At 64.4% G+C, this 16,736-nt stretch carries 14 protein-coding genes and 2 pseudogenes; 9 read left to right on the top strand and 7 right to left on the bottom strand.

Annotated elements, in window-relative coordinates; all coding sequences use genetic code 11:
* The 4 genes and pseudogenes from ENZ74_RS04605 to ENZ74_RS04590 form a co-directional block, all read left to right on the top strand.
* Positions 1-225 (top strand): annotated as a pseudogene (locus ENZ74_RS04605) (phenylalanine--tRNA ligase subunit alpha); the annotation flags it as partial.
* Positions 222-644, top strand: coding sequence for a GFA family protein (locus ENZ74_RS04600; RefSeq protein WP_013528308.1), 423 nt, complete (start codon positions 222-224; stop codon positions 642-644). The pseudogene ENZ74_RS04605 and the gene ENZ74_RS04600, both read left to right, overlap by 4 nt.
* Positions 641-3,049 carry a phenylalanine--tRNA ligase subunit beta gene (gene pheT, locus ENZ74_RS04595; RefSeq protein WP_063169790.1) on the top strand — a complete coding sequence of 803 codons (2,409 nt, stop codon included), beginning with the start codon at positions 641-643 and terminating at the stop codon, positions 3,047-3,049. Before ENZ74_RS04600 ends, pheT begins: the two co-directional genes overlap by 4 nt.
* 40 nt (positions 3,050-3,089) lie before the next feature.
* Positions 3,090-3,692, top strand: a complete 603-nt coding sequence (locus ENZ74_RS04590; protein WP_063169791.1) for a nucleotidyltransferase family protein — start codon at positions 3,090-3,092, stop codon at positions 3,690-3,692.
* Positions 3,693-3,802: 110 nt separating this feature from the next.
* Here the strand turns inward: ENZ74_RS04590 and ENZ74_RS04585 are convergent, their stop codons facing one another.
* Positions 3,803-4,798 carry an aldo/keto reductase gene (locus ENZ74_RS04585; RefSeq protein ID WP_063169792.1) on the bottom strand — a complete coding sequence of 332 codons (996 nt, stop codon included), beginning with the start codon at positions 4,796-4,798 and terminating at the stop codon, positions 3,803-3,805.
* A 96-nt stretch (positions 4,799-4,894) separates the two neighbouring features.
* Here ENZ74_RS04585 and ENZ74_RS04580 point away from each other — a divergent pair, with 96 nt between their 5' ends.
* The 5 genes from ENZ74_RS04580 (at position 4,895) to ENZ74_RS04560 (ending at position 10,051) form a co-directional block, all read left to right on the top strand.
* Positions 4,895-5,785 (top strand): LysR family transcriptional regulator, encoded by an 891-nt coding sequence (locus tag ENZ74_RS04580; RefSeq protein ID WP_013528304.1) that lies wholly within the window; start codon positions 4,895-4,897, stop codon positions 5,783-5,785.
* A 291-nt stretch (positions 5,786-6,076) separates the two neighbouring features.
* Positions 6,077-6,649, top strand: coding sequence for a cytochrome b (locus ENZ74_RS04575; RefSeq protein ID WP_063169793.1), 573 nt, complete (start codon positions 6,077-6,079; stop codon positions 6,647-6,649).
* Between the two features lie 71 nt (positions 6,650-6,720).
* Entirely contained in the window at positions 6,721-7,296 is a 576-nt protein-coding gene (locus ENZ74_RS04570) for a YceI family protein (protein WP_013528302.1), read from the top strand.
* Between the two features lie 68 nt (positions 7,297-7,364).
* Positions 7,365-8,351, top strand: coding sequence for a Gfo/Idh/MocA family oxidoreductase (locus ENZ74_RS04565; protein WP_063169794.1), 987 nt, complete (start codon positions 7,365-7,367; stop codon positions 8,349-8,351).
* A 41-nt stretch (positions 8,352-8,392) separates the two neighbouring features.
* Entirely contained in the window at positions 8,393-10,051 is a 1,659-nt protein-coding gene (locus ENZ74_RS04560) for an FAD-binding dehydrogenase (RefSeq protein WP_063169795.1), read from the top strand.
* 35 nt (positions 10,052-10,086) lie between these two features.
* Here the strand turns inward: ENZ74_RS04560 and ENZ74_RS04555 are convergent, their stop codons facing one another.
* From ENZ74_RS04555 to ENZ74_RS04525, 6 genes and pseudogenes are all read right to left on the bottom strand, one after another.
* On the bottom strand, positions 10,087-11,025 hold the full coding sequence (locus ENZ74_RS04555; RefSeq protein ID WP_063169796.1) for an alpha/beta hydrolase: 939 nt from the start codon (positions 11,023-11,025) through the stop codon (positions 10,087-10,089).
* Positions 11,026-11,242: 217 nt separating this feature from the next.
* Entirely contained in the window at positions 11,243-12,025 is a 783-nt protein-coding gene (locus ENZ74_RS04545) for a carnitinyl-CoA dehydratase (protein WP_013528298.1), read from the bottom strand.
* The gene (locus ENZ74_RS04540) at positions 12,018-14,096 is read right to left on the bottom strand and encodes an acetate--CoA ligase family protein (protein ID WP_063169797.1); all 2,079 of its coding nucleotides are present in this window, start codon (positions 14,094-14,096) and stop codon (positions 12,018-12,020) included. The genes ENZ74_RS04545 and ENZ74_RS04540 overlap by 8 nt, the downstream gene beginning before the upstream one ends.
* Before the next feature lie 3 nt (positions 14,097-14,099).
* On the bottom strand, positions 14,100-15,263 hold the full coding sequence (locus tag ENZ74_RS04535; RefSeq protein WP_063169798.1) for an acyl-CoA dehydrogenase: 1,164 nt from the start codon (positions 15,261-15,263) through the stop codon (positions 14,100-14,102).
* Positions 15,264-15,267: 4 nt separating this feature from the next.
* Entirely contained in the window at positions 15,268-16,371 is a 1,104-nt protein-coding gene (locus ENZ74_RS04530; protein WP_024501970.1) for a carnitine 3-dehydrogenase, read from the bottom strand.
* A pseudogene (locus ENZ74_RS04525) lies at positions 16,368-16,736 on the bottom strand (HD domain-containing protein); the annotation flags it as partial. The gene ENZ74_RS04530 and the pseudogene ENZ74_RS04525, both read right to left, overlap by 4 nt.

The raw sequence follows: 16,736 nt of genomic DNA, 5'->3' as shown, positions 1-16,736 counted from the left end.
ATCCTCGGCTGCGGCATGGTGCATCCCAATGTGCTGCGCCATGGCGGTCTCGATCCGGACGAATATCAGGGCTTTGCCTGGGGCATGGGCATAGACCGCATCGCCATGCTGAAATACGGCATGCCGGACCTGCGCGCCTTCTTCGATGCAGACGTGCGCTGGCTGTCGCACTACGGCTTCCGGCCGCTCGACATGCCGACTTTGTTCGGAGGCCTGAGCGCATGACAGCGCCCTATGCCGGCGGCTGCCGCTGCGGCGCCGTGCGGTTCGAGGCCTCTGCCGAACCGCATCACGTCAGCTACTGCCATTGCGGCGATTGCCGGCGGGCCAGCGGCGCGCCGGTGTCGGCCTTTGTCGGCTTCCTGGTCGATCAGGTCGCGTTCACCGGCAAGGCGCTGAAGATGTATGAGAACGGCCCGGTGACGCGCTCTTTCTGCGGCACCTGCGGCTCACCCATCGCCTATGTCGACGAGCGGCTGGAAGAAGACATCTACTTCATGCTCGGCGCCATGGACATGCCGGCCGATTTCCAGCCGACGCTGCATGCCTATATCGGCGAGCAGCTTGCCTTCCTGCATATGTCCGACGACCTGCCGAGACATCTGAAATCAAGCGTCAAAAGACCAGACGGAACAGTCCCATGAAATTCACCCTCTCCTGGCTCAAGGACCACCTCGAGACCGACGCCACGCTCGACGAGATCGTCGAGCGGCTGACTTCGATCGGTCTCGAAGTCGAGCATGTCGACGACAAGTCGAGCCTGAAACCATTCGTCATCGCCAGGGTGCTGACGGCGGTTCAGCATCCCGATGCCGACCGGCTGCGCGTGCTGACCGTCGACACCGGCGACGGCAAGCCTCCGGTGCAGGTCGTTTGCGGCGCGCCAAACGCTCGCGCGGGCCTGATCGGCGCCTTTGCCGCGCCCGGCACCTATGTGCCCGGCATCGACGTAACGCTGACGGTCGGCAAGATCAGGGGCGTCGAAAGCCACGGCATGATGTGTTCCGAGCGCGAGCTGGAGCTGTCCGACGAACACAATGGCATCATCGACCTGCCTGAGGATGCGCCGGTCGGCACCAGCTTCGCCGCCTATGCGCACATCGACGATCCGGTCATCGAGATCAACTTGACGCCGAACCGGCCGGATGCCACCAGCGTCTACGGCATCGCCAGGGATCTGGCGGCGAGCGGGCTTGGCCGCCTCGTCGGCGGCGCCATCATGCCGCATGTCGGCAATGGCATGTGTCCGATCAAGGTGACGATCGAAGCGCCGGAGCTTTGCCCCGGCTTCGCGCTCAACTTGGTCAAGGGCGTCAAGAATGGACCCTCGCCAAAATGGCTGCAGCAGCGGCTGATCGCCATTGGGCTGAGACCCATCAGCGCACTGGTCGACATCACCAACTACGTCACCTTCGACCGCGGCCGCCCGCTGCATGTGTTCGACGCCAGCAAGGTTGCCGGCAATCTCGTCGTGCGCCGCGCGCGCGATGGTGAAAAGGTGCAGGCGCTCGACGGCCGCGAATACACGCTGACGCCGGAAATGTGCGTCATCGCAGATGACAACGGCGTCGAGTCGATCGCCGGCGTCATGGGCGGCGAGCATTCGGGCTGCGACGAGAACACCTCAGATGTGCTGATCGAATCCGCCCTTTGGGATCCGATCACCACGGCGCGCACCGGCCGCACGCTCGGCATCATTACCGACGCGCGCTACCGTTTCGAGCGCGGCGTCGACCCCGAATTCATGGTTCCGGGCGTCGAACTGGCGACGAAACTGGTGCTCGATTTCTGCGGCGGCACGCCGACCGAAATGGAGGTCGTCGGTTATGCCGGTCACACGCCGAAGATCGTTTCCTTCCCGCTTTCGGAAGTGAAGCGGCTGACCGGCATCGAGGTTCCCAGCGCGGAAAGCCTCGACATCCTGTCGCGCCTCGGCTTCAAGCCGGAGGGCTCGGGCGATGTCGTCGATGTCGCCGTGCCGTCCTGGCGCCCCGACGTCGATGGCAAGGCAGACCTGGTCGAGGAGGTCATGCGCATCCACGGTGTCGACAACATCGCGCCGCAGCCGCTCGGTGCGCATGACGCGGTCAATGCAAAGATCCTCACCACGCTGCAGGTCCGTACCCGCACGGCCAAGCGCGCGCTTGCCGTGCGCGGCATGATGGAAGCCGTTACCTGGTCGTTCATTCCGGCCAAGCATGCCGAGCTGTTCGGCGGCGGCCAGACCGCGCTGAAGCTTGCCAACCCGATCGCCGCCGATATGTCCGACATGCGGCCCTCGCTGCTGCCGGGGCTGATCGCGGCTGCCCAGCGCAATGCCGACAAGGGTATTGGCGACGTGGCGCTGTTCGAAGTGTCGGGTACCTATGAGGGCGACGGCGCCGACCAGCAGCGGCGCGTCGCCGCCGGCGTGCGCCGCGGCACCGCCAAGCTCGACGGTTCCGGCCGCAACTGGGCCGGCAATTCCGGTCCAGTCGGCGTGTTCGACGCCAAGGCCGATGCGATCGCCGCACTTGAAGCCTGCGGTGCGCCTGTCGACCGGCTGCAGATCGAGGCCCGCGGCCCGGCCTGGTATCATCCCGGCCGTTCCGGCACGATCAAGCTCGGCCCGAAAACCGTACTCGGCACTTTCGGTGAATTCCATCCGAAGACGCTGGAGGGCCTCGATGTTTCCGGCCCGCTGTGCGGCTTCGAGGTCTTCGTCGATGGCGTGCCTGAACCGAAGGCCAAGCCGACGAAAACCAAGCCGAAACTGGAACTGTCGCCCTTCCAGGCGGTCAAGCGCGATTTCGCTTTCGTCGTCGACAAGTCGGTCGAGGCCGGCACGCTGGTGCGCGCAGCGCTCGCCGCCGACAAGAAGCTCATCACCGCCGTCTCGGTCTTCGATATTTTCGAAGGCGCTTCGCTGGGCGAGGGCAAAAAATCGATTGCCATCGAAGTGTCGATCCAGCCGGTCGAAAAGACGCTCACCGACGAGGATTTCGAGGCACTGGCCAAGCGCATCATCGAGAATGTCGGCAAGCAGACCGGGGGCGTTCTGCGGGGCTAAAAAACTTGCGAGCAGATGGCGAATCGCCCTCCAAAGGGCGATGGACCATCTGCGGTATTCCGGCCTTCCCCTTGAAGAACAGCGCGCGGCGTTTCTCGCCATCGTGTCTGCCGACCCGCTGTTATGCGACGCGGTGGCGCGGGCTCGCACGCTCGACCTGCCGGACTGGCTGGTGGTATCCGGCGCTCTCTACAACAGCATCTGGAACCACCTGACCGGCAAACCGTCGGGCTACGGCATCAGGGATGTTGATCTTTTCTACTTCGATGACAGCGACCTGTCCTATGAGGCCGAGGACGCGGTGATCCGCCGGGCGGAGAAGCATTTCGAGGGGCTGGCGTTGCCGGTCGAGGTGCGCAACCAGGCGCGGGTGCATCTGTGGTATCCGCAGAAGTTCGGACGGCCGTGCCCGCGCTATTCGAGCGCCAGCGAATCCGTCAGCCATTTTGCCTCGAAGACGCACGCCGTCGGGGTTCGATACGACGCTGACGGGCAGCTCGAGATCGTGGCACCGTTTGGTCTTGACGACATTTTCTCGTTTCGCATCACGCCGAACCGGGTGATGGACAATCAGCGCACGCATGAGGCGAAGGGTAAGCGTGCAAGGGAGAACTGGCCGGAGATTAGTGTCGAGCCTTGGTAAAAATGTCGGCAGGGCAGAGGGGGGCGCTTCACGTCAGCGTCCCCATCTTCTGCACCGCGCTGCGTACGAAAAAGGGGCGCGCGGCGCCCCTTCCGATTACTCACCAGTTTTCAACCATTCACCAGCGTCAGCTCCTTCTCCGCATAGCGCCTACCGACCACCTTGTCGGGCGACAGCGCGTCACCAATCGCCTGCACCTCGACCGCGCTCAGCGCGATCCCGGCAGCCGCCGCATTCTGCTCCAGATGGCGTATCCTTCTTGCGCCGGGGATCGGCACGATGAAATCGCCCTGGTGCAGCACCCAGGCCAGCGCCAGTTGGGCCGAAGTTACCCCCTTTTCAGCTGCCAGCTTTTCCAGCGTCGCGATGACAGCGGCGTTGGCGGCCATGGCATCGGCCTGGAAGCGCGGCAGGCCGCGGCGCCAGTCGTCATCGCTCAAGGCCTCTGGCTTGGCGATCGTGCCGGTCAGCAAGCCCCGGCCGAGCGGGCTGTAGGGAACAAAACCGATGCCGAGCTCGCGGCAGACGGCGAACACCTCGTCTTCCGGGTCGCGGCTCCACAGCGAATATTCGCTCTGCACGGCGGCAATTGGATGCACGGCATGGGCCCGGCGGATGGTCGCCGCACTCGCCTCCGACAGGCCGAGCGCGCGCACCTTGCCCTCGCGCACCAGCTCGGCCATGGCACCGACCGTGTCCTCGATCGGCACGTTGGGGTCGACACGGTGCTGGTAGTAGAGGTCGATCACATCCGTGCCGAGCCGCTTCAGCGACGCCTCGGCGACCGCCTTGACGTGCTCGGGGCGGCTGTCGACGCCGGCCATGCGGTCGAGGCCTGTACCTTCCTCCAAAATCCTGAAGCCGAATTTTGTCGCGATCGTCACCTTGTCACGCGCGGACTTCAGCGCTTTGCCGAGCAGGATCTCGTTCTCGAACGGGCCATAGACCTCCGCCGTGTCGAAGAAATTGACGCCGATATCGATGGCGCGGTGCAGCGTGGCGATTGCGTCGGCTTCCGCCTGGCCGCCATAGGCGAAGCTCATGCCCATGCAGCCGAGGCCGACGGGATAGACGTTCAATTCAGTTCCTAGCTTGCGGGTTTGCATAACGCGTCTCCTTGTTGCGATGCGGCAGAAATAGCGCCTTGCCTTGTGTTCGATAATCGGCTCTCATTTGCACGGGCTGTTCTAAAAGATAGATCAATGAATCGCGCGCATCTTTCCCAACTGGCCGTGCTGGCAACCGTTGCCCAATGCGGCAGCTTTCGCGGCGCGGCCAGGGAATTGGCCATCGCGCCTTCGGCGGTCAGCCATGCGGTGTCCAGCCTAGAGGCGCGGCTTGGCGTTCGGCTGCTGGCGCGCAGCACACGCAGCGTCGCGCCGACCGAAGAAGGTGCGCAGTTGCTGGAACGGCTGCGACCGGCGCTGTCGGAGATCGATCTGGCGCTGGAGACGGCAATCGAGACACGCGACCGGCCGGCCGGCAATCTGCGCCTGACCGTGCCGCGCACCGCAGCCCATTTGGCGCTGACGCCACGGCTGGGCGCCTTTGCGTCGGCCTATCCCGATATCGTGCTGGAGATCGTCATCGAGGACCGTTTCACCGACGTGGTGGAAGGGGGCTTCGATGCTGGCGTCAGGCTAGGCGAGAGCCTGCAGCGCGACATGATCGCGGTGCGCATCGGGCCGGACCTTCGCGGCGCGGTGGTCGGCGCCCCGGTCTATTTCGAGGTCAACCCCAAGCCGCGTCACCCGCGCGACCTGGCTGACCACCGCTGCATCCGCTTCCGCTTCTCCAGCGGCATCCTCTACCGCTGGGAGTTCGAGAGAGGCCGCGAGGCGATCGAGATGGCGGTGGAGGGACCGCTGATCCTCGACGAGGACCATTTGATCGCCCAGGCGGCGGTCGACGGCGCTGGGCTCGCCTTCGTCTTTGAGGATTATGTCCGCGCGCCGCTCGCCGACGGCAGGCTGATCCGTGTGCTGGAGGACTGGTGCCCCTCCTTCGACGGCTTCTTCGTCTACTATCCGAGCCGCCGGCAGATGCGCCCGGCGCTCCGGGCGTTTGTCGATTTCTTCAAGGTGAGTGGATAGAGCGGGCTCGCCCCTCCCCTTGTGGCCCTCCGGAGGGAGAGGAAGGGAGCCAGGCTCGGCGAACTCGCGCCTTTCATCACCCTCCGGAGGGCCCTGATGGGAGTCCGAAGGACGGGCGAGATCGGCGGCTCGCCCCGGTAGGTCGGCTGAGGGACGGGGTGGGTAGCGCCCTACGAGACCCCCACCCCGCTTCGCAAAATCCGCTTCGCGGCATTTGCTGCGCGACCCTCCCCACAAGGGGGAGGGTGAAGCGCGCTGGAAGAAAGCCGAACCAACATTCGTTCACTCCCCATGCAAACATCGATCACCAACAGCGCCACCCGCTATGGCTGGGGCGCGATCCTTCTCCACTGGCTGATTGCGCTCATTTTCATCGGCCAGTTCGGGCTCGGCTTCGTCATGGTGCGGTTGACCAGCCAGCGCACCGCCTTCGAGCTGATCCAACTGCACAAATCTTTCGGCTTCCTGCTGCTCGGGCTTGTGTTGCTGCGCATCGCCTGGCGCCTTGGCAATGCAACGCCGGCGCTGCCGCGCTCGGTCGGAACCCTGGAGCGTCGGGCAGCACCGTTGGCCCATCTTGCGCTCTACGCGTTTCAGCTTGCCTTGCCCTTGTCCGGCTGGGCGCTGGTGTCGGTCTCGATGCTGGAGATCCCCAGCCTGCCGTTCAACCTGTTCGTCATGCCCAACCTGCCGTTGGCCGAATCGGATGGTGCCGAGAGCTTCTGGGCGGCGGCACATTGGTATCTCGCCTATGCCGGCATGACGCTTGTGACTCTCCACGTCGCGGCGGCGCTGCGGCATCATTTCCAGCTCAGGGATGGCGTGCTCACACGCATGGTCACGCCTTCGTCAGATTCGGAATAGAGCGAGCGGTTCATTCGTTCATGGAGTGAGGGCGCGCAAGAAATGCGCTGCCTCCAACAAGGAACATCCCCATGTACACGCGCATCCTCGGATTTGCGGCGGTCGCCGCTTGCCTTGCCATGCCTGTTTCTGCGGCCGTCGCGCTGGGTGACGCCGCCGGCAGCTATTCGATCAGCCCGGCCAGCTCCAGCATCCGCTTCTCCATCGGCAAGGTCGGCGGCGGCGGCCTCAATGGCACCTTCGCCCGCTTCAAGGGCTCGATCCGCATCGACAACAGCGATGTCGGGCGCTCAGCTGTCAATTTCACCATTTTTCCCGAAAGCGTCGGCACCGGCCAGGGCCGTATCGATGCCTTCCTGCGCTCCGACGCGGTGTTTGATGCCGCCAACAGCCCGGAAATCCAGTTCCGCTCTACCAGCGTGACCCGAACCAGCGACACCACGGCTCTCGTCAGCGGCCGGCTGACGGCGCGCGGCAAGACGTTCCCGGAAAAATTCACGGCCGAGCTCGGCGGTCTCAAGGCCGGCATGATCAAATTCCATGTCACCGGCAAGGTGCTGAGGTCGCGCTACGGCATGGATGTCGGCACGCCGATCTATTCCAACATCGTCGACTTCGACATGACGCTGACCGGCAAAAGGGGCTGACCTCGTCATTGGCTTTTCCGGCGATTTCGGGCAAACCTCGTCGCCTGTAATCGTGATGGAGAAACCTGATGTTCCGATGGGGTGTGTTGTCGACGGCCAAGATCGGCCGCGAGCATTTGTTGCCGGCGATGGTCGAGGCGGAGAATGGCGTGCTGTCGGCGATCGCCAGCCGCGACCTGTCGAAGGCCAAGGCGCTGGCCGACCGCTTCGGTGCACGCCATGCCTTCGGCTCCTATGAGGAACTGCTCGCCTCGAAAGAAGTAGACGGCGTCTACATCCCGCTGCCGACCTCGCAGCATGTCGAGTGGTCGGCCAAGGCCATCGAAGCCGGCAAGCATGTGCTGGTCGAAAAGCCGCTGGCGCTCGACGCCAAGGACATCCTGCCGCTGATCAAGCTGCGCGACCAGAAAAAGGTGCTGGTCTGCGAAGCCTTCATGGTCATCTACCACCCGCAATGGATCAAGGTGCGCGAGCTCATCGCCAGCGGCGCCATCGGCCGGCTGCGCCATGTGCAGGGCGCGTTCTCCTACTACAACGTCGACCCCAGCAACATGCGCAACCAGCTCGACCTCGGCGGCGGCGCGCTGCCCGACATCGGCGTTTACCCGACCGTGTCGACGCGCTTTTCCACCGGCAAGGAGCCGCTGCGCGTGCAGGCGACGATCGAGCGCGACAAGACATTCGGCACCGACATCTACTCCTCGATCCGTGCCGATTTCGGTGACTTCGAGCTGTCGTTCTATCTGTCGACGCAGATGGCGGCGCGCCAGGTGATGGTGTTCCACGGCGAGAAGGGTTTCATCGAGTTGTTCTCGCCTTTCAATGCCGGGCTCTACGACCACCACCGCGTCGAACTGCACAACCAGAACCACACCGAGGCGCAGGTTTTCCGCTTTCCCGGCACGCAGCAGTACCGGCTGGAGGTCGAGACCTTCGCGCGTGCAGCACAGGGCGGCAAGGAGCGCGTCTTCACGCTGGAGGAATCGGTGCTCAACCAGAAAGTCATCGACGCCATCTTCCGCGCCGGCGGCAAAGAAGGCTGGGAGACCGTCTGAATTCCTTGCATTGAAATAGCCGGCTAATTCTGGGAGGAAAAATGGCTGACGATGCGGACGTGATCATTGTCGGCGCCGGCCTTGCAGGGCTGGTTGCCGCCGCCGAGCTTGCCGAGGCCGGCAAGAAAATCATCATCGTCGACCAGGAGCCGGAGCAGTCGCTCGGCGGCCAGGCATTCTGGTCGTTCGGCGGCCTTTTCCTCGTCGATTCGCCCGAGCAGCGGCGCATGCGCATCCGCGATTCGCATGACCTGGCGCTGGAAGACTGGCTGGGCACCGCGGCTTTCGATCGGCCCGAGGATTTCTGGCCGCGCAAATGGGCGGAAGCCTATGTCGGCTTTGCCGCCGGCGAAAAACGCTCCTGGCTGATACAGCGCGGCCTGAAATTCTTTCCCGTGGTCGGCTGGGCCGAGCGAGGCGGCGGCAATGCCATCGGCCACGGCAATTCGGTGCCGCGCTTCCACATCACCTGGGGCACGGGCCCCGGCGTTCTCGAACCTTTCGTACAGCGCGTGCGCGAGGCGCAGAAGCGCGGACTGATCAGTTTCAAATTCCGCCATCGGGTCGATGAATTGACCCGCACGGGTGCGACTGTCGACGGGGTGCGCGGCGACATCCTGCAACCGAGCACCGCCGAGCGCGGCCACAAGAGTTCGCGCGAAATATCAGGAGATTTCGAGCTTCGCGCGCAAGCCGTGATCGTCGCTTCCGGCGGCATCGGCGCCAACCATCAGCTTGTACGGGAAAACTGGCCGCAGCGGCTGGGCGCGGCGCCCAAGCGCATGATCACCGGCGTGCCCGACCACGTCGACGGCCGCATGCTGGCGATCACGGAACGGGCCGGCGGCTCGATCATCAACCGCGACCGCATGTGGCACTATGTCGAGGGCATCAAGAACTGGGCGCCGATCTGGACCGACCATGCGATACGCATCCTGCCCGGCCCATCATCGCTGTGGCTCGATGCGCGCGGCAAGCGCCTGCCGGTGCCGCTCTATCCCGGCTTCGACACTCTGGGCACGCTCTCCCACATCATGAGCACCGGCTTCGACTACTCCTGGTTCATCCTGACCAAGAAGATCATCCAGAAGGAGTTCGCGCTGTCGGGCTCCGAGCAGAACCCCGATCTGACCGGCAAGAGCTGGCGCCAGGTGCTCGGCCGCGCCACATCGGGCATTCCGGGCCCCGTCAAGGCGTTCATGGAAAAGGGCGAGGACTTCATCGTCGAGGCCGATTTGCCGGCGCTGGTCGCGCGCATGAACGCGCTGGCCGGCGGCGAGGCGCTGCTTGAGGTGGCTCAAGTCGAGCGCGAGATCCACGCCCGCGATAGGCAGCTCGACAACCTGTTCTCCAAGGATATGCAGATCACCGCTCTGCGCGGCGCGCGCGCCTATCTCGGCGACCGGCTGATCCGCACGGCCAAGCCGCACAAGATGCTCGATCCGGCAAATGGCCCGCTGATCGCGGTGCGGCTTAACATCCTGACCCGCAAGACGCTGGGCGGCCTGCAGACCGATCTCGACAGCCGCGTGCTGGGGGCAGATGGCCAGCCGGTAGCCGGGCTCTATGCCGTCGGCGAAGCCGCCGGTTTCGGCGGCGGCGGCGTGCATGGCTATGCGGCGCTCGAAGGCACCTTCCTCGGCGGCTGCATCTTTTCCGGCCGCAGCGCCGGCCGGGCAGCGGCTGCCTCGGTGGCGTGAAGGGGCGTCACTTGGTCCTCAGAGTTTGGCCGCGATCACCAGCGCCAGTCGCCCTGTCCAAGCGCGGTCACCGCACCGACGATCCGGGTGAAGCTGGTGCGGGCGCGGCCAACCGTGTGCCGGGCTCTGAGATAGCCGTGCACCAATCCCGGCTCCTCGAACCACGTCGCGTGGCCACCTGCCGTGATGATCAGGTCGCGATAGGTCTCGCCATCCGATGACAGCGGGTCGCATTCGGCGGTGATCAGCACTGTCTCCGGCAAGTTGGAGAAATCGGTGTCGGCAAGCGGGGCCAGCGTCGCATCGCCGCTACGGTCTTGCCCTCCAGTGCGAATGTGCTTGTAGAATTCGAGATCGCGCACGGTCAGCATCGGCGCTTCGGCGTGCTTGACATAGGAGCCTTTCGAGCGGTTTCCGCCGAGGCCGGGATAGATCAGCACCTGGCCGACCGGCCTTTTCGAATGGCCGCGCGTGGCGTGACTGACGGCGGCGCAGAGATTGCCGCCGGCGCTGTCGCCGCAGAGCACGATAGGATGATCGCGATTGGCGGCGGCCCATTCGAAGGCGCTCATGGCATCGTCAAAGGCGGCTGGATGCAAATGTTCCGGCGCCAGCCGGTAATCTACGGAGACCACCTCATAGCCTGTGCGCGAGCACAGCTCCGCGCAAACATCGTCATGGCTGTCCAGCCCACCAAGGATGAAGCCACCGCCATGGACATAGAGCACCGTCACGCCTGCCTGAAGTGGGCTTCGGTAGATACGGATCGGGATATCGTGCGTCGGCGTTGCAATGGCGGAGGTTTCGACAGCGACGCCCTCGGGGTAGCCGGCAAAGAATTCCCGGCACATGCGGTCGTAAATCTCGCGCTGCTGCACGATCGTGTAGTCGATCGTATCGGGCGGGTAATAGGAATTGGTGCGCTCGATGAAGGCCCAGGTCTCGGCGTCGATGAGCTTGATGTAGTCGGTCATGGGTGCTGGAGAGGCGGCCAAGGCTGAGCCTGGGCGCCCCCCTCTGTCCTGCCGGACATCTCCCCCTCAAGGGGGGAGATCGGATGTTGCGAAGGCTTTCGCCAACCTTCGGCGTCGCAAGAAGAGTGCAGAGATCGAAGCTGCCAATCTCCCCCCTTGAGGGGGAGATGTCCGGCAGGACAGAGGGGGATAAGCGCCGTCATTTCGGCAACAATCCTCACTTCCCCTTCCACACCGGCTCCCGCTTCTCCGCAAAAGCGCGAAAACCCTCCATATTGTCCTCGGAGCCATAGAGCGCATCGACCGTCGGCAATTGCCGGCGGGTCACCTTGTTCATGGCGTCCTGGAAGGTCAGCGCCTCGGCCACGCGCGCCGTCTCCTTGATCGCGGCAAACACCAGCGGTGGGCCGCCTGCGAGCAGCCGGGCGATCTCCCAGACGCGATCTTCCAGCTTTTCCTTGGGCAGCACTTCGTTGACCAAGCCCCAGCGATGCGCTTCAGCGACATCCATCCAGCGGCCGGTGAGCAGAAGGTCCATGGCGACATGGTAGGGGATGCGCTTCGGCAGCTTGATCGTCGCCGCGTCGGCCAGCGTGCCGGCTCGGATCTCGGGCAGCGCGAAGGAGGAATGATCGGAGGCGTAGATGAGGTCGCAGGACAGCGCCAGCTCGAAGCCGCCGCCGACCGCCATGCCGTTGACGCACGCGATGATCGGCTTGTTGAGGTCGCGCAGCTCCTGCAGGCCGGCAAAGCCGCCGACGCCATAGTCGCCGTCGACCGCATCGCCGCCGGCAGCTGCTTTGAGGTCCCAGCCCGCGCAGAAGAACTTGTCGCCAGCGGTCTTGACGATGGCGACGCGCAATTCCGGATCGTCTCGGAACGCCTTGAAGGTCTCGCCCATCAGCCGCGAGGTCTTCAGGTCGATGGCGTTGGCCTTGGGCCGGTCGAGGGTGACTTCGAGGATGGTGCCCTCGCGGCGGGTCGAAATGACGTCAGACATTCTTGTTCTCTCCCAGCACCAGCAGCGCGTCGGCGATCCAGGCGCCCTTGCCCTCTGCACAGACGATCAGCGGGTTGATGTCGAGTTCTTCGATCTCACCGGCATTCTGCTGCACGAAGGCGGCAATGCCAGAGATAGCATCGATGGCAGCCGCGACATCGGCCTTCGGCCGGCCGCGATAGCCTTCGAGCAACGGGAACAGTTTCAGGCCGCGCAGCGCCGCCTCGATATCGTCGCGGGTCGCCGGCAGCATCAGCGTGACGCTGTCGCGCAACAGCTCGACCAGCACGCCACCAGTGCCGAGCGTCATCACCGCGCCGAACATCGGATCGCGGGTGAAGCCGACGATGAGTTCGGCAACACCGTCGCGCACCATGCGCTCGACATAGAGCCCGGTGCCGAGCGGCAACAGGTTATGCGCTGCGGTGCTGACGGATTCGGCATCCCTGAGATTGAGCCTGACAGCGCCAACTTCGGATTTGTGGGTGACGCCGAGCGCCTTCAACGCGACGGGAAAGCCGAGCGCCATGGACGAAATCACCGCTTCGACGGCATTGGCGGCGCGCTCGCCCTTCGGCACCGGCAGGCCGGCTTTGATCAGCCGTGACTTCGCCTCGGCTTCGTCGGGCGTGACGTGGTCCCCGCCAGAGGCGCCGGAGGCCGACGTGTCGATCGGCTGCGCCTGCGGTTCAGCCCAAGCCCAGCCGATGAAGGCTGCTGCGCCGGCTGCATCCATCGCTTCCGAAATGCCGAACAACGGCACCATGCCGCGCGCCATCAGTTCGGCGGTGTATTCCTCCGGCAGGTTCTCCGGCAGCGAGGAGACGATCGCACCATGCGCCTTGTTGGTCTTGAGCGCCGATTCGAAAGCGCGCAACGTCGCCCACCAGTCGGTGACCGAGCAGCGGTCGGGTCGCGGAAAATCGAGCACCAGCATGTTGAGGTCGAAACCGCCCGACACCATGGCGGTGAAGGTGGCGGTCATCGCCGGCTCGTTGTTCCAGATGAAGGTGTGATAGTCCAAGGGATTGGCGACCGCGACCAGCGGCCCGAGCGTCGATTTGACATGGGCGCGGTGGCTGTCGGTCAGCACAGGGAAATTGACCCAGCGGCCTTCGGCGCTGTCGGCCATGACGGAGGCCTCGCCGCCGGAGCAGCTCATCGACGACAGCCTATAGCCGGGCAAAGGTCCGGTGATGTGCAGCAGCTTCAGCGCCTCGATGAAGGCAGGGATCGAATCGACGCGCGCAATGCCGAGCCGCCGCAGGAACGCACCCGAGGCCGCGTCCGAGCCGGCGAGCGACGCGGTATGCGAGACAGTCGCTTGCCTGGCCTGTTCGGAACGGCCGACCTTCATGGCGATGATCGGCTTCTTCAGCTCGCGGGCTCGTGCCGCCAGCCGTTCGAAGCCGGCTACCGAATCGAAGGCCTCGATGTGCAGGCCGAGCGACGTGACCCGCTCATCCTCGATCAGGCCGAGCGCCATTTCGGACAGGCCGGTCTGCGCCTGGTTGCCGGCGGTCATCAGGAAGGCGATCGGCAGGCCGCGCTTCTGCATGGTCATGTTGATGGCGATGTTGGAGGACTGGGTGATGATGGCGACGCCCTTGCCGCCCTCGGCCAGTCTTATGCCGCCATGCTGGTCGGGCCACAGCAGCGCGCCGTCGGCATAATTGATCAGGCCGTAGCAATTCGGCCCGATGATCGGCATCTGGCCCGCCGCCGCGACCAGCTCGGCCTGCAGCCGCTCGCCATCATCGTCATAGGCCTCGGTTTCGAGGAAGCCGGCGGCAAAGCAGACGGCGCCGCCGGCGCCGCGTTCGGCCAGCGCCTTGATCACCTCGATGGTCAAATGCCGGTTGACGCCGACAAAGGCAGCATCCGGCGCGCCGGGCAGGTCAGCCACCGAACGATAGGCCTTGCGACCGGCAACCTCGTCCTTGGTCGGATGCACCGGCCAGATCTCGCCGGCAAAACCCATCTTGATCGATTGCGCGACGACGGCTGCAGCCTGCGCACCGCCGAAGACGGCGATCGATTTAGGCCGCAGGAGACGCTCCAGTTTATGCATATGTTATGCCCCGAACGGGCGCAGCAGCGCCCTTGAAATGATGTGGCGCTGGATCTCGGATGTGCCTTCCCAGATGCGCTCGACGCGCGCGTCGCGCCAGATGCGCTCCAGCGGCAGATCGTCCATCAGCCCCATGCCGCCATGGATCTGGATCGCTTCATCGGCAACGTATGCGAGCATTTCGGTGGCCTTCAGCTTGGCCATGGCCATGTCCTGGTCGGTGACGGTGCCCTGATCGTACTTCCAGCCGGCTTCGAACACCATCAGGTCGGCGGCCTTGAGTTCGGTCGCCATGTCGGCAAGCTTGAACGATACGCCCTGGAACTTGCCGATCTGCTGGCCGAACTGCTGGCGTTGCGCGGCGTATTCGACGGCATGGCCAAGCGCACGCTCGGCGCGGCCGAGGCAGGTGGCGCCGACCTGCAGCCGGGTGGCGCCGAGCCAGGAATTGGCGACGTCGAACCCCTTATGGACTTCGCCCAACACCTGGGCGGCGGGAAGCCGGCAATCGTCGAATTCGAGGATGGCGTTGGTGTAGCCGCGATGCGAGACGTTGCGGTAGCCGTCACGGACGGTGAAGCCTTTGGTGCCCTTATCGACGAAGAAGGCGGTGATCTTCTTGCGTTTGCCGCGCGGCGAATCCTCTTCGCCTGAGGCCATGAAAACGATGGCAAAGTCGGCGAGGTCGGCGTGGGAGATAAAATGCTTGGTGCCGTTCAGCACCCAGTCGTCACCGTCCTGCACGGCGGTTGCCTTCATGCCACGCAAATCGGAGCCGGCGCCCGGCTCGGTCATGGCCAGGCAGTCCCATTTCTCACCACGGATGCAGGGGAACAGATATTTCTCGCGCTGCTCGGGCGTGCCGGCCAGGAGGATGTTGGAGGGGCGCGACACGCAGGTCCAGTGCAGCGCGTAATTGGCGCGGCCGAGTTCCTTCTCGTAGAGCAGCCAGGTCACCGTATCGAGGCCCGCTCCGCCGACATCGGCCGGCATGTTGGCGGCATAGAGCCCGGCCTCGATCGCCTTTACCTTGATCTCCTCGATCAGGTCGCGGCGCAGCACGCCGGTGCGCTCGACCTCGCGCTCATGCGGGTAAAGCTCGTTCTCGACGAACGCGCGCGTCGTCTCGACGATGAGCTTCTGTTCCTCCGACAGCCCGAAATCCATGCTCTCAGCCTTTCTTCTTGCCGGTCTTTTTCTTCGGCTTTTCGGCTTTCTTGACCGGTTTCAAGGCTTTGGCCTTCTCGGCCGCCTTGGAGGCCATGGGCTTCTTCGCCGCCAGCTTGGCCAGCTGCCTGGTATAGTCCTTATGCAGCGCGCCGGCGCCCCAGCCCTTGCCTTTGTTTTGTTTCGACAGCGCATCCATGATGGCGACCAGATTGTCGTCGCGGATCTTTTCCAGCTCGCGGATCGACAGCCCATGCGCCTGTTCGTCCGACTGCGTGGCGATCAGGTCGACCAGTTCGTCGTTGAACTCAGGCACGTCCATCAGCTTGGTCCATGGCCATTTCAGGCACGGCCCGAACTGCGCCATGAAGTGGCGCATGCCGGCCTCGCCGCCGGCGACGCGATAGACCTGGAACATGCCCATCTGCGCCCAGCGCAGGCCGAAGCCGTAGCGCATGATGTCGTCGAGTTCCTCGACCGTGCAGATGCCGTCCTTGATCAGCCACAGCGCCTCGCGCCATGCCGCTTCGAGCAGGCGGTCACCGACGAAGGCCTCGATCTCCTTGCGGATGACGACAGGCTTCATGCCGATCGAGGCATACATCTCCTTGGCGACCTCGATCGCCTCGGGGAAGGTCTGCTCGCCACCGACGATCTCCACCAGCGGCAGGAGATAGACCGGGTTGAACGGATGGCCGACGACCAGCCGCTCCGGATGCTTCTTCATCGCCACCTGCATGTCGGTCGGCTTGATACCGGAAGTCGAGGAGCCGACAATCGCGTTGGCCGGCGCGTGAGCGTCGATCTCGGCCAGCACGCGGTGTTTCAGGTCGAGCCGCTCCGGCACGCTCTCCTGGATGAAATCGGCATCGGCGACCGCTTCGGCGATGGTCTTGGCGAAGGTCAGCTTGCCCTCTTTCGGCAGGCCGCCGGGCACCATCTGCTTGTAGGCGCGGCGCGCGCCCTTCATCACTTCGCCGACCTTGCGCGACGCCTCGGGATCGGGATCGAAGATCGACACGTCGATGCCGTTGAGCAGCAGGCGCGCCACCCAGCCGGCGCCGATCACACCGCCACCGATGGCGGCTGCCTTGTTGATGATGCTCATGCTGAAGCTCCGGTTCTTGTCGCGGCGGTTGCGGGATCGATGAGGGGCACGCGCTCGCCGGCTCGGATCACCGAGGGATCGTAGGCCTTGCGGGCAAAGACTTCGAGCACGAAGGGCCGGAAGAATTCCATCGACAGCGTGTCATAGTCGGGGTCGAAGCTGGGCTGGTCCCAGCGTTCGCAAAACTGGTCGCAATCGTCGAAATAAGCATGGCCGGCAAAGCGGTCGCGGGCGTGGCGGTTGCCGCCGAGATGATGGGCATAATAGAGCCGCTGGAAGTCGCCATGCTTTTCCACCACCCAAGTGCATTGCTCGCGCACGAAAGGTTTCAGGATCGAAGCGGCATATTCGTCGTGATTGTAAGG

Origin of the sequence: Mesorhizobium sp. M7A.F.Ca.CA.002.15.2.1 (genome assembly GCF_003998715.1) — a bacterium.
Lineage (GTDB): Bacteria > Pseudomonadota > Alphaproteobacteria > Rhizobiales > Rhizobiaceae > Mesorhizobium > Mesorhizobium ciceri.
This window is presented reverse-complemented; position numbering and strand designations above follow the sequence as displayed.

Bases quoted from the DNA above. Each gene is read 5' to 3' on its own strand.
- ENZ74_RS04565 (WP_063169794.1), top strand. From the start codon at position 7,365: ATGTTCCGATGGGGTGTGTTGTCGACGGCCAAGATCGGCCGCGAGCAT.
- ENZ74_RS04540 (WP_063169797.1), bottom strand. From the start codon at position 14,096: ATGCATAAACTGGAGCGTCTCCTGCGGCCTAAATCGATCGCCGTCTTC.
- ENZ74_RS04570 (WP_013528302.1), top strand. From the start codon at position 6,721: ATGTACACGCGCATCCTCGGATTTGCGGCGGTCGCCGCTTGCCTTGCC.
- ENZ74_RS04575 (WP_063169793.1), top strand. From the start codon at position 6,077: ATGCAAACATCGATCACCAACAGCGCCACCCGCTATGGCTGGGGCGCG.
- ENZ74_RS04600 (WP_013528308.1), top strand. From the start codon at position 222: ATGACAGCGCCCTATGCCGGCGGCTGCCGCTGCGGCGCCGTGCGGTTC.
- ENZ74_RS04590 (WP_063169791.1), top strand. From the start codon at position 3,090: ATGGACCATCTGCGGTATTCCGGCCTTCCCCTTGAAGAACAGCGCGCG.
- ENZ74_RS04555 (WP_063169796.1), bottom strand. From the start codon at position 11,025: ATGACCGACTACATCAAGCTCATCGACGCCGAGACCTGGGCCTTCATC.
- pheT (WP_063169790.1), top strand. From the start codon at position 641: ATGAAATTCACCCTCTCCTGGCTCAAGGACCACCTCGAGACCGACGCC.
- ENZ74_RS04580 (WP_013528304.1), top strand. From the start codon at position 4,895: ATGAATCGCGCGCATCTTTCCCAACTGGCCGTGCTGGCAACCGTTGCC.
- ENZ74_RS04530 (WP_024501970.1), bottom strand. From the start codon at position 16,371: ATGAGCATCATCAACAAGGCAGCCGCCATCGGTGGCGGTGTGATCGGC.
- ENZ74_RS04560 (WP_063169795.1), top strand. From the start codon at position 8,393: ATGGCTGACGATGCGGACGTGATCATTGTCGGCGCCGGCCTTGCAGGG.
- ENZ74_RS04545 (WP_013528298.1), bottom strand. From the start codon at position 12,025: ATGTCTGACGTCATTTCGACCCGCCGCGAGGGCACCATCCTCGAAGTC.
- ENZ74_RS04585 (WP_063169792.1), bottom strand. From the start codon at position 4,798: ATGCAAACCCGCAAGCTAGGAACTGAATTGAACGTCTATCCCGTCGGC.
- ENZ74_RS04535 (WP_063169798.1), bottom strand. From the start codon at position 15,263: ATGGATTTCGGGCTGTCGGAGGAACAGAAGCTCATCGTCGAGACGACG.